This is a genomic window from Acidihalobacter prosperus, from assembly GCF_000754095.2.
Classification (GTDB): domain Bacteria; phylum Pseudomonadota; class Gammaproteobacteria; order DSM-5130; family Acidihalobacteraceae; genus Acidihalobacter; species Acidihalobacter prosperus.
Map to the genome: position 1 here is coordinate 40,886 of NZ_JQSG02000003.1, position 13,073 is coordinate 53,958.

The following is a 13,073-nucleotide window of genomic DNA, read 5'->3' on the forward strand; positions in this document are numbered from 1 at the left end:
GCCATGGCACAAAAGGCACTGAGCAAATCGATCTTCGTATGGGAAGGCGTCGACCGCAAGGGCATCCGCATCAAGGGCGAAAACGAGGCCCAGAGCGAGGCCCTGCTCAAGTCCCAGCTCCGGCGTGAGGGCATCAATCCGACCAAAATCCGCAAAAAGGCCAAATCCCTGTTCGGTGGCGGCAAAAAGATCGACGGCAAGGACATCGCCGTCCTCGCCCGCCAGCTCGCGACCATGATGAGTTCCGGCGTCCCATTGGTCCAGTCGCTGGATATCATCGCCCAAGGTCACGAAAAGCCCGCCATGCAGAAGATGGTGTTCGGCCTCAAGGGCGACGTCGAGGGCGGCAATACGCTGGCCGACGCCCTAACCAAGTACCCCGACCAGTTCGACGAGCTGTTCGTCAATCTTGTTCAGGCCGGCGAGCAATCTGGCTCGCTCGAGAACCTACTGGACAAGATCGCCACCTACAAGGAAAAAACCGAGGCGATCAAGGCCAAGATCAAGAAGGCCATGATGTATCCCGCCGCGGTGGTCAGCGTCGCCTTCATCGTCACCGCCATCCTGCTCATCTTCGTAGTGCCGCAATTCCAGAAACTGTTCGACGGTTTCGGCGCCTCGCTGCCGGCCTTCACCCTTTTTGTCATTCATCTGTCGAAGCTATTCCAGCAGTGGTGGTGGGTGATCTTCACCGGTATCGGCGTCGGCATCTGGGCTTTTGCGCGCGCCTACAAACGCTCGTATGCATTTCACCGCCTGATCGACGGCTGGACGTTGCATGTGCCGATCTTCGGCACGCTCGCCAGCAAATCCGCCATCGCACGTTTCGCACGCACGCTGTCCACGATGTTCGCCGCGGGCGTTCCCCTGGTCGAGGCCCTGGAGTCCGTTGCCGGCGCGACCGGCAACGTGCATTACGCGGAAGCCACGATGAAAATGCGCGAGGACACGGCATCCGGCACCCAGTTGCGGCAGTCGATGCGCCAATTCACCCACCTGTTCCCGAATATGAGCCTGCAGATGGTGGCCATCGGCGAGGAATCCGGCGCCCTCGATAACATGCTCGCCAAGGTTGCCGATTTCTATGAGGAAGAGGTCGACGTCATGGTCGACGGCCTTTCGACGCTGCTCGAACCCTTGATCATGGTCATCCTCGGCGTCATCGTAGGTGGCCTGGTCATCGCCATGTATCTGCCGATCTTCAACCTCGGCAAGGTCGTCTGAGCCCCTCGCCGTATCGCCGCGAGCACGCGCCCGCTAGCTCGCGACCCGTCAACTCGCAGCGATACCCTGTCCGATGAACCCACCCTTACCGCTCCCGTATCTCGTATTGCTTGGCTTGACCGGACTCGTGGTTGGCAGCTTCCTCAACGTCGTCATTCATCGGCTGCCGCGCATGATGGAACGGCAATGGCGACGGGAATGCGCCGAATTGGCCGCTATACCTGCACCCACGGCGGCATCCGCGCCCCTTGCCCCGCCAGCGGAGGAGTCCCCCTACAACCTCATCACCCCTGCTTCCACATGCCCGCATTGCGGCCATCGCATCAGAGCCGTCGAAAACATCCCGGTCCTCAGTTACCTGTGGCAGCGCGGCCGCTGCGCCGCCTGTCGCGGACCGATTGCCGTGCGATATCCTCTCGTCGAACTGATGGGCGCGCTACTCGCCGTCATGGTCGGGCTACGCTTCGGCCTGGGCTGGGAAACCGCGGCCGGCGCCGTGCTTAGCTGGGGGCTGCTCGCCGCGGCCGCCATCGATCTTGACACCCAGCTGCTGCCCGATAGCATCACCCTGCCGCTGCTGTGGCTCGGCCTTCTGTTCAACGTCGACGGCCTTTTCGTCCCCCTGCCCGACGCGGTCATCGGCGCCGCCGCAGGCTATCTCAGCCTGTGGGCGATTTTTCATCTGTTCCGCCTGCTCACCGGCAAGGAAGGCATGGGTTATGGCGATTTCAAGCTGCTCGCACTGCTCGGCGCGTGGTTCGGATGGCAACTGCTGCCGCTGACCATTCTGCTGTCCTCACTGGTAGGCGCCATGGTCGGGCTTTCGTTGATGGCCTTGCGCCGACACCAGCGCGAAATACCGATCCCCTTCGGCCCCTATCTCGCCGCAGCCGGGTGGATCGCGCTGTTGTGGGGGCATGTGTTGACCGACGCCTATCTGCGCTTTGCGCATATCGGCGGATGATCTACCGGGTTGGCCTGACCGGCGGCATCGGCTGCGGGAAATCCACCGTGGCCGGACGCTTCGCCGCACGCGGCATCAACGTCATCGACAGTGATCGGATCGCCCGCGAACTGGTCGCGCCGGGCCAGCCGGCGCTTGCCGAAATCGTGCACACATTCGGCCCGGAAGTACTGCAGGCGGACGGACGGCTCGACCGCCGCCGCTTGCGCGCGCGGATTTTCGGCGACCCCGACGCCAGGCGCCACCTGGAAGCGATCCTCCACCCGCGCATCCGTGCGACGATGCAGAGCGCCAGTGCCGTCGCGCAGGGCCCCTACGTCTTGCTGATGATCCCGCTGCTGGTCGAGAGCGGTTGGCAGGATCAGGTCGATAGGATCCTGCTTGTCGACTGTGCGCCGGAAACCCAAATCCGCCGGGTCATGGTGCGTGACGGCATCCGCGAGGACGAGGCCCGGGCCATACTCGCGGCGCAATCATCCCGCGAGGCGCGCTTGGCCGTGGCGGACGACATCATCCTCAATGAAGACGGCGATGCCGCGACGCTCGAATCTCGGATCGAGCGGCTCGACGCGCGCTACCGTGAGGCTGCGCGCGCCTGAGCCTGCCACATCAGCTTCCTGGGTTGTCCAGCCCGAGCATCCAGGGCTTGATGACGGCGTTTTCCGTGCCGCGCGACGCCCCAATGGGCTGGCGATTGAACCAGTAGCGCACCACCACACCACCCGACAGGTTGGTGTAATCCTGACTGTTGTCGGAGCCGAAGAAGCCGCTCACGAACAGCCGGGGCGTCCAGGCGTACGTACCCGTGAAGCGCAGCCCGTAACCCACGCTCCCCACGGTGTTTGCAGGATAGTAGGCATTGTTCGACTGGGCTTGCATGTTCGCATCCAGCGGGAAGTACTGGCTGCTGTTCTCGTGAAATATCTGCCAACCGACCAGCCCCTCGAAGCGGTAGCTGAGGCGGCTGCGCGCCTGCCCCTCCCACTTCATCGTCAGTGCCGGGCGGAAATAGTACTGCGGACTGAAATAGCCGCCCTGACCATAGGTGAAATGACTGGAATTGTTGGCATAGAACATCGACAGCAGGTCGAAGCCGATGCCGATACGCGCGCGCTCCTGATCGACGATCCGCCAGCTCGCGCCGAGGTTCGCTTCCACTCGCGAGTTGCTCTGCACGTGCTTGCCGTCGACGGCAGCGAGACTGAGACTACCGTAAAGCACCCTTGACGACTCGTCCAGACCAAAGCTCATGCCGAGACCGCTGGCAAACACGCCACCCCAGACCAATCCGGTCTTGGGATCCTTGATGCCGGCATAGGACAGTACGCTATCGCGTAAGCTGTGCCGGAAGGCCATCAACGTAAGCGGACCGCCCGAGGGTTGCCAGTTGAAGGTGCCGATCAAGCTGTGTTCCAGAAAGCCCAGCGGGGAGGTACCCAACGTCACGGCCAGATTGGGGCGACTGAGCGTCATCGCCAGGGCCAACCCGCTGGCCTTGGCGTAATTGCCCGGCGAGGCGCCATAAATGGGGGCGGTACCGATCAGGCTCGCGGCAGCCCCGCTTACCGTACCGGCGTCGACGGCGATCGGCGCCAGACGCACCGTTACCCGCGTGTTGTAATCCACCGCCGTGCCCCCCTCGAACTGGCTGCCGAACAGCGCCATCTGATCCAGACCGGTGGTGCCGCTACGCGAACGGCCGAAGAAAGCCGCATCGACATAGGGGCTCATGTGCGCCTCGATGGCCGACAACTCCCGTTCGAGCCGGTCGCGAACCACGGGAGCGTCGGCCGGCGCGACCCCGGTGCGCGTGGAGGCCAGGACCGGCGACACAGCCGGCTTCGTCGTCGCCTGCGCCCCCTCGGCAAAGGGATATGCGGGTGACGCATTCGCACCGCTGGCAAAGGGATAAGCCTTCGATGCCTGACCGCCAACGCCCGGATCGCCTTCCGCCTCCATTTGCCCTGGCAATGTCGCCAAGGCGCTGCGCAGAGCCTTGCGCGCCGCATCCGCATCGCCCCGCTGCAGATCGACCTTGGCGGCCAGCGACTTGAGTGCCACATCGTCCGGACGCTGCGCGAGGCCTTCGGCAACCCAGCGGCTGGCCTGGCCGGTTTCGCCCGCCGCCAGAGCGGCGCCGACGGCTGCCTGATAGCCGCTGACGGATTTGCCGGGGCCTACGCGGCGATAGATCGCCACCGCTTCGGCATAATGTCCCTCCTGCACCAACAGATCGGCCCGCACGCGTTGCACCCCGGCATCGTTCGGATACAAGGCCTGGGCACCGCGTAGAATGGCCTTCGCAATCTCCGGATGCCCGTTTTCCAGCGCCATTTGCGCCTCGCGGCGCGCGCCGTTGAGGTAGAGCGCGCGCAACTGCGAACGCTGATCATCCGTCAAATCCCCGTGCCCCTGCAGGCGTGTCAGCAGTGCGTGCAGCGCCATGTCGTCCTCGGCTTGGTACAACAGCCAGGCAAGTTGCAACTGCAGATCGACGGGCGCTTGTGCGCCACCGGCTGCTATCGCCTTGCGCAGGCGCTCGATGGCCTGCGGGCGATGGTCCGTGGCCGCCTCCGCCCAGGCCATGACGCTCGCATAATCCAGATTCGGCTGCAGGCGACGCTGAACCGCGACGGGCATACGCTCGTTCGTGGATATCACCTGCGCGGGGCTGTCCATCGCCTGCAGCGACTGAAGTGCCGCCAACCAGGCCTTCGGATCGCCCGGCGCCGCGGTGGTCAACGTCTCGAATACCCGGGTGGCTGCCTTGTTTTCCCCGAGTTGCTGGTAGGCGCCGCCCAGGGCGGCCAGGGCGGCCGGATCCTTCTGCTTGAGGTTGAGCGCCTGGTGGTATGCGTTGACCGCGCCACGATAATCGGCTTTTTCCACGGCCTGCTGCCCGGCGTGCATCCATGACCAGTAACGCGCATTGCGCGCGGCGGCCACCAGACGCGCCTTGGTCTTGGCGCCATGCGCCAGTGCACGGGCCTGGTCGTAGTATCGCGCAGCCTGTTCGAAATCCTGTGCGCGCATGGCCACGTCGGCCAGCCCCTCCACCGCCTTGTCATTCTTCGGGTCGCGGGCGAGGATGTGCTTGAAGCGCTCGTCGGCAAGATTCAGGTGCCCCGCGCGCAGGGCGGCATAGGCATCGGCCAGTTCGCGGCCATGGCGGCGCTGTTTCTGAATCCCCGCCTGCAGCCCCTCAGCCTGCCGCAGTTGCGCGCTCAGCTCGGCATCCCTGTAACTGGCCAGATAGGCGCGCAGATACGGGATCGCCTTGGGATCGTTGCCCATCCAGGCCAGTGCCTGGCGCCAATCGGAACGTGCACCGGACACCTTCTCCCGAGCCAATGCCGCAAGCAGTTTGATGCCCTCGATACGAGTATCGGCGTGATAGCTCAGCAGCTGTCCCAGCACACGACGGTAGGCGACCTGATTGGGGTGCAGCTGAACCTGGCTGCGCAGTTCGCTGACCGCTGTTTGCCAACCACCCGACACCTTCGCCAGGGTCTGGTAATAGGTTTCCGCCCACTTTGGCGGCGGCGGCCCGTTGAACACGCTACGATAGACCGAAACGGCTGCCGCATAACGCTTTTCGCTGACATAGCGGGCGGCCTCGGCCAGCTTGGGGCCGGCATCCGGCCCCAGCACCAGCAACCCCCGAATCTTTGCGATGGCATCAGACTGGGGCGCCACGCGCTGAAGCCGCTCCATGTAGCGCCTGGCATCGCCCAGACGCCCCTGATGGGCGGAATACAATCCAAGACCGGCCAGCGCCTCAGCCTGATTGGGGTCGGCAGCGAGCGCCTGACGCCAGCTCTTGACCGCAAGATCCTCGCGGCCGTGCTGCTGCCAGTATGCGGCACGCTGAATCAACAGCTGCACCGCCGCGCTGTTGGCCGGATCGGCCGCCAGTGTCAGCACCGGTGCGCTCAGGCTCAATACGCCCGCCATCACGGTAGGCATCCAGATATGTCGCTTCATCGCCAGTTCACCTCAAGCTTGCCATCGGGATCGAAACGGTAGACGCCACCCAGGTAACCCAGCGCAAACAAGGTCAGGTTCTGGTCGTAGTAATGCGCCGGCTGGCCATAAAGCCCGTCCGCCTGGCGCTCCCGTTCGACGATTTTCAGTTGCCGCTTCATCAGGGCGCTTGTCCCCAGTGTGTGCAGGTAGGGCAGCAGCGCGGCCGAAAAACCGACCGGGCCATCGCCCTGCCCAACGCCGGTTGCCATGTCCACCACAACCGGCGGTTGGGCATGAAGGTGCAGATAGTTCGCCATGCCCCAAAGCGCGGCCATCAAGCCGCGGGCCCCCTGTGTGTCCGGCGGGGTCATGCCCGCCCAGAGATAGACACGGATCGCGTCGTAGCTGCCTGTGTTCGGATATCGCTCAGGCGGGCCATATCCGCCCTTCGGGCACCAGCGGACCCAGTTGGGCGCGAACCCCCGCGCGGCGACGGCCTCCATGAATCCAGGCAATCCCTTCGCCATCGCGGACCATGGCGCGCCAAGCGCTCGGCCCAATGCGGTCAACAGGGGCAAGGGCACATAACTCGGATTGAAGGTGTAGCAACCATCCGCATGGGGGCCGAAGCCCTCGCGACCGGGCAGCAGCATCGGCCCCTGACCGCGGATGTCGACGACCTCCTTGAGGGCGATCGTCGCGGCCAACCGGCGTCCCAAGCGCGTGTAATCATCCTGATGCCACAACCGACCGGCCTGCAGCAGGGTATACGCCATCCACAGATCCGCATCCGAAGCCGAATTCGGGTCGAGCACGCCCCATTCACCATTGGCGCGCTTGCCCCACAGCCAGGCTGGCAGACGCTCGCCCAGTTCGCCGCCGGCAAGATTGGCCTGCGTCCAGGACAGTAGACGGGCAAACCGAGTGGGCTGGTTGGCCGCCAGCGCGAAGAACATCGCATAGGCCTGTGACTCCGAAGTCGTGCGCTGGTCTGGATAGGCCCGATCGATCACCCGGCCCTGCGGATCGATGAAGTGCTTGGCATAGGCGTCCCACAGATGCTCGAAGCGCGCCGGATCGACCGCGCTATGGACCTGTGCGCAGGCCGACAGCAGGATCAGCACAAGGCCGATCCCGCTGCCGCGTAGCAGCACCATCAGATGGCTGCCGCGTCCCATCGTCAGTTGGCAGGCAACCGCTTGGCGGCACGGCGACGCAGCAAGGCACCGACCAGCCAGGCGAGGATCAGCGCAGCGATCACCACGCCAATCCAAATCACCCAGGGATGACGGCTCATGTGGTAACGCAGCCAGGTCCAGGCCGGCAGTTTGCCGACGTAGTAATCCGGCGTATGCAGAATGAACGAACTGACCTCGTCGCCGTGCACGATACTCAGATTGCCGAACACGTGCTTGCGCTTGTCGGCGCTCGCCAGCGTGTCGAGCAACGCCTCCCAACCGGCATCGCCCCTGGCCGACATCACCAGCAGGGCTCGTGAGTGATGCAGCGGCGACACGCCTTCCTCGATCACGGCCTGTGGGATCGCGCCGGACGACGCGAACCGTCCGAGCGCCGCCTCGCCGTAATGGCGATCGTCGCCATTCCACCAGGGCAGGTGCCAGCGCGACTCGGCAAACCAGCCAGCCAGATTGTTCAGCTTGATGCCATCATGGCCATACACCAGGGGCAGGTGATCGCCCCATTGCTGCATCGCCGCTCCATCCGGTGTGGTGAAGGCCAGCAGATTCCTCGCCGCCACGCTCCCGGCTTCATGCGGCCTGACCACCGCCACCCGTATGCCCGGCATACCGGTCTGCTGCCCGAACATCCCCATGACATTCAGATAAGCATGCAGCATCGATACATCTGCCGTGGCCGGCAGCACGACGGCCGTGCGCGACAGATCCGCATATCGGGTAAAGGGATAACCGCCGTTCATCCAGATCGAGAGCGCGGGCAAGCGGGTGTAATGCGGAATCCCGCGCAGATCGATGGTGGAATCGGGGTAGATCACGCCCGCGGCATTGTAGACGTTGGTCTGCGTGCACTTGCCCTTGACCGGCACGAAATAGAACGTCGCGCTCATGGAATTGGCATAGGGATGCAGGACGCTGGCCGGGAAGCTCAGCTCCTGCTTCTGCTGCTGATCGACCCCAGCGCCCTGGGGCAGATCGAAGGCATGTACGAAATTGCCGTTGGCATTCAAATTAAGCGTCGAATTGGCGGCAATCGGGACCGAATTGTAGCCATAGTGCAGATTCACCGGCACTCCAGGACGATCCCACAGGAACAATGAAGGCGGCAGGTAGAAGGTGAACGGCAATGTGCCCGTACCCTTCACGGCCATGGGGTTCCAGCCGGCCAGCGCATCCAGACGTACCGGTCCCGTGCTGGGCACCCAGCGTGGCGCGTCGTCCGGCTTGGACAACGGCGGCATCTCCACGCTTGCCACCTGCGTATCCGCACCCTCGAGCATCGCCGACCCAAGCACGAGCCCACGGGCTGCCGTGACGAGTTGGGCCTCGTTCTCGCCCAACACCCACAGAATCTTGCCGTAGGTATCGTTGGGATTGGCGGTCACCGCGATCATAGGCCCACTCACGACGGGCAGTCCGGCCAGCGGCGGTAGATTTTGCGATGTGGCAAAGACCACCGCATTGCCGGAGGACGGCAGGCTGCCGATATCGACCGGAAAGTCGGTGCCGCGGTAGCTGGCCAGATCACCGAACCAGGAGGCCACGATTCCCGCCGCCTGCAACGTGGTACTGCCCGGCTGGGTGAAAAAGACGAAGGGCAGCTTGAGTCGATCCTGCAGCGACTTGTAGAAGAACGGCGCGGGCAGGTAACGCAGATTGTTGCTCAACGCCAGACGCGCGCCCGAAATCGTCAGCTCGGTGCGCGGCGAAATGGTGGCCCACAGGGTGCTGTTGCTGGGATCCTCACACTGGTCGGTATAGTGCCCGATCAGCTGGAAGCCGAGGTGATTGTATTCCGAGAACAGGTTCGGATTGACCGGAAACGTCACCGTATGCTCGTTGCCCTGATTGTCCCCGGGCTGTACCGGTATGGCACGTACTACCTGGTCGTTGAGCAGGACATTGATCTGACTGACCCGCGGCAGCAAGCCTGGCGAAAGATGGTAGCGCATGGTCATTTCGGCCTTGGCCACGACTTGGTCGGGCGGGATCGACAGGGCCACGCCCTGAACGCCGTCGACTCCGGTCATACGCAACCCGCGCTTGGCGCCGAGGTCGCCCAGGGTCCAGTGGCGCGAAATGCTGCCCTGCGCGGCGGCGGTTTCCGCCTGAACCGGCTGCGGCAGCCCGGCCAACCCCGCGATCCCCGTCAGCAGCAGCACAGCCAGCATGGTGCTGGTCGCGCCGCTCTTGGCCGCGCTGGCGCCCGCCGGTTTTGCTTGGGCGCGCGGCGCACGCGTCCAGATGCCGCGCAGCAGGCGACCGACGCCGACGATGGCCAGCAATCCGACCTGCACCAGGCTGCGCCAGGGCCGGTCTTCCTGCCGCGCCTCGCCCCAACCCACCCAGGCATCGGCACGACCATAGATGATCCGCACGAGATCACCGGTCTGTTCGTTATTGAGATCGCTGAACCTGAGCCGCATCAAATTCTCCTCCGAGAAAGTCACTGTCGCCGGAAAACGGTATTCGCTTCCGTCGTAAACCACGCCGATGATCACGCTGTCGCCCAGCGGCATGCGCGCCGATACCTGCAGGCTCGTCCCGCCCTCGGAAACATCCACGGTCTTGGCCAGCATGCGATGGCCGTCCTGCCGGTAGATCATGGCCGGCAGGGAGAGCGGCACGCGGACCTTCTCCCTCACCTGACGCGTTTCCCAGTTCACGCCGAGCACCACGCTGATCATGAGCAGGTTGTAGATCGTCCAGGCCGTGGTCATGACGATGGTTGCGGTATCCGCATGCGGCTCCAGATGCCAGCGCATCACCGCCGCCACCAGCCCCCCCGCGTTGAGCAGGAACAGCACCACGAAAGGTGCGGCGAAACGCCGATCGAAATAGGCCTTGCGCACCAGGCCACCCTTGGCCGTGACGTTGAACTTGCCCAGCTTCGGGTTGATCACCGCCAGCAGGGTGGGCAGCAGGATGTACGGCGCCAGCGCCGTCTCGTAGACCTCGTTCCAGAAGGAGTTGCGATGACGCCCCTGCACGCGCGAGTTCGCGATCATGGCCAGTGCCAGATGCGGCAGCGAATAGGCCGCGATACTGAGCGCATAGGCGTTGATCACGTAAACGCCGAAATACAGATACAGCAGCGGCGCCGTGAGGAAGATCAGCCGCGGCACCGCGAAAAAGAAATGCAGCATCGCGTTGAGATAGCAGAGACGCTGCATCGGCTTGAGCCCTGGGCCGGTCAGCGGGTTGTCGACGCGCATGATCTGCGCCATGCCGCGCGCCCAGCGGATACGCTGACCGACGTGCCCCGAGAAACTGTCCGTGGCAAGTCCGGCAGCCTGCGGCACGTTGAGATAGGCCGAATTCCAGCCGAGACGCTGCAGCTTGAGCGAGGTATGCGCGTCCTCGGTGACCGTTTCCGTCGCGATGCCGCCGATCTGCTCCAGCGCTTCCCGACGCATCACGGCACAGGATCCGCAGAAAAAAGCGGCATTCCACAGGTCGTTGCCGTCCTGTACCACACCGTAGAAAAGCTCGCCTTCGTTCGGCACCCGCTTGAACACATTCAGGTTGCGCTCGAAGGGATCGGGCGAATAAAAGTGATGCGGCGTCTGCACCAGGCCGAGTTTGTCGTCGCGCAGGAACCAGCCCATCGCCACCTGCAGGAACGAACGGGTCGGCACGTGATCGGAATCGAAGATCGCAATGTATTCGCCGTCCGTTTTGCCGAGCGCATGGTTCAGGTTGCCTGCCTTGGCATGTTTGTGCTCCGAGCGGGTGATGTAACCCACGCCGACATCGCGCGCGAAATCACGGAATTCGCTGCGCACGCCGTCGTCGAGCAGATACACGGCAAACTTGTCCCGCGGCCAGTCCATTTGCATGGCCGCCAGCACCGTGGGCCGTACGACATCGAGCGATTCGTTGTAGGTGGGGATGTAAACGTCGACCGTCGGCCAGTCCTGCGTCGAGGTGGGCAGCGGCTGCGGTTTGCGTTGCAGCGGGTAGGCCGTCTGCAGAAAGCCGAGCACCAGCACCAGCCAGGCATAGACCTCGGCCAGGAACAGGGTCAGGGTGATCGCGATGTCATACCAGTGGTAGCCGGCCACGCCGAAACCGAGTGTCTCCGTAGCGCGCCAGTAGGCATAACGGGCCGTTGCGAACAACGATAGCGCCATCAGGAAATAGGTTATCCAGTGCGCCTTGAACAGACGATTAACCAGAATCGCGAGCACTACGAACCCAAGGCCCAGCAAGGCCTGAGCCTGCCATTCGAACGGCACGGCGATCATCGGCGAGAACAGGATCACTCCGGCCACGAAGGCGGCCATGAGTAGGGTTTCCTCAAGCCTGAACACACGTTTGATACGATCCATCTCACGCACCTCCCGGCGGGGTGCTGGTCGAATCCGGCTGAATCATGTCCTCGAGCCAGGCTTCAAATTCGTCGATGGCGCGGGCGAACGGTGTGTAGGCACGGTAAACCTGGGGCGGCTGACCGTTGGCCAGCGCCTCCTGCACCGAATTGTCCAGCGGCAACGAAAGCGTCAGCAGACGGCTTCCCAGGCGCTTGCGCAAGGCCTCCGAAACCTGGACGTGCAACTCACGCGCGGCGTCGAACTGATTGAGCAGATACCACGTGCCGTAACGCGGACGATGGACAGCCTCGTCAAGCGCCCGCTCGATGCGTTCGATCATCACCAGGGCGTTGATGTCCGGACGCACGGGGACGATGGCCATGTCGAAGAAAGGCAAATCCTCGGCCACGTGGGGCGAGGCCTCCATATCCATCACCACCACCGATGCCTGCGACGCACGATGGCGGACATTCTCGATCAGTTCCGCGGTCGGCGCGTCGCCGATCAGCAAGTCGACCGGTTTGCCGCCACCCTCGATGGCCTGCGAGTAATGCACGATTGCCGCACCACTGCGCGCACTTTCGATATCGGGCCCGCCGAAGTAATAAGCCAATGGCGAGTACGGAGTCTGTCCGACCAGGGCGCAGCGCCGATTCAGGCGAGCAAAGGCAGCACCGAGCGCTGCGGCCAGCGTGCTCTTGCCGACGCCACCGGTGTAGGACACCAGCCCGATGACCGGCGCCAGCGTCCGCTCATCCTGCCGGCCACCGGACTCAAGCCGGTTCAGCAGGGAAAATCGCGAGGCCGACGTCGCCTGCTCGGGCGCTTTAACCACTTGAGACGGCGCAAGCGGTTGCCCGGTCACAGCGGCACGCGAACGGGCGACCGGCTCCGATGGCGCCGGGATATCCGCGCGCGGCAGATCCGCGCGTTCCAGTGTCATCACCGCATCGCCCCCGGCTTCGACGTGCCGCCTTGCGGTCGTGCCTTGCGCCCTCGAAGGCGGGATGAATTCTTCCGACCGGCTTTCGTCGACCCACGCCGACGGCGGCGGCGGCGGCTCGTCGAAGCGCTGATACGACGAGGGCTCAAGACCAAGATCGCGGTACAAATTGCGTACATCGGCCAATGGATCGACCCCACCCACCGTCGCCGTGCGGGGTCGCCGCCACCATTGCCACCATGCCTTCCGTTCGTTCGCCATCGTTCAACCCTCGTCTGATCGCATCAAGACAGGCTCCATTGCCACACTTGCAGGGTATTCCCCCTACCGTCACGCCACCGTCAGCGGCTCCGGCACACCCCTTTGCGTCCCCACCCGGCACTCCGTCACCGGGATCGCCGGCCAGGGCACGCCCTGAACGCCGCCCCTCACGCAACCGACGCGGCGGCGTCCGGATTCGCCTATAC

The 13,073-nt window shown here is 64.0% G+C and carries 7 protein-coding genes; 3 read left to right on the forward strand and 4 right to left on the reverse strand.

Annotation, left to right across the window (positions count from 1 at the left end; all coding sequences use genetic code 11):
• Positions 1-3: 3 nt before the first annotated feature.
• From THPRO_RS06950 to coaE, 3 genes are all read left to right on the forward strand, one after another.
• A complete protein-coding gene (locus tag THPRO_RS06950; protein WP_038088888.1) occupies positions 4-1,224 on the forward strand; it encodes a type II secretion system F family protein in 1,221 nt (406 codons plus the stop codon).
• 73 nt (positions 1,225-1,297) lie between these two features.
• Entirely contained in the window at positions 1,298-2,188 is an 891-nt protein-coding gene (locus tag THPRO_RS06955; RefSeq protein ID WP_038088893.1) for a prepilin peptidase, read from the forward strand.
• Complete coding sequence (gene coaE, locus THPRO_RS06960) at positions 2,185-2,787, forward strand: dephospho-CoA kinase (protein ID WP_201786959.1); 603 nt, start codon at positions 2,185-2,187, stop codon at positions 2,785-2,787. The genes THPRO_RS06955 and coaE overlap by 4 nt, the downstream gene beginning before the upstream one ends.
• 10 nt (positions 2,788-2,797) lie before the next feature.
• Here coaE and THPRO_RS06965 read toward each other — a convergent pair whose 3' ends face one another.
• From THPRO_RS06965 to THPRO_RS06980, 4 genes are read right to left on the reverse strand one after another with little or no spacing between them, the layout of a single operon-like run.
• Positions 2,798-6,172, reverse strand: coding sequence for a cellulose synthase subunit BcsC-related outer membrane protein (locus tag THPRO_RS06965; RefSeq protein ID WP_038088895.1), 3,375 nt, complete (start codon positions 6,170-6,172; stop codon positions 2,798-2,800).
• A complete protein-coding gene (bcsZ, locus tag THPRO_RS06970) occupies positions 6,169-7,332 on the reverse strand; it encodes a cellulose synthase complex periplasmic endoglucanase BcsZ (RefSeq protein WP_038088899.1) in 1,164 nt (387 codons plus the stop codon). Before bcsZ ends, THPRO_RS06965 begins: the two co-directional genes overlap by 4 nt.
• Positions 7,333-7,334: 2 nt before the next feature.
• Positions 7,335-11,681 (reverse strand): UDP-forming cellulose synthase catalytic subunit, encoded by a 4,347-nt coding sequence (gene bcsA, locus THPRO_RS06975; RefSeq protein ID WP_065089420.1) that lies wholly within the window; start codon positions 11,679-11,681, stop codon positions 7,335-7,337.
• A gap of 1 nt (position 11,682) precedes the next feature.
• Positions 11,683-12,867 (reverse strand): nucleotide-binding protein, encoded by a 1,185-nt coding sequence (locus THPRO_RS06980; RefSeq protein ID WP_082954502.1) that lies wholly within the window; start codon positions 12,865-12,867, stop codon positions 11,683-11,685.
• Positions 12,868-13,073 lie beyond the last annotated feature (206 nt).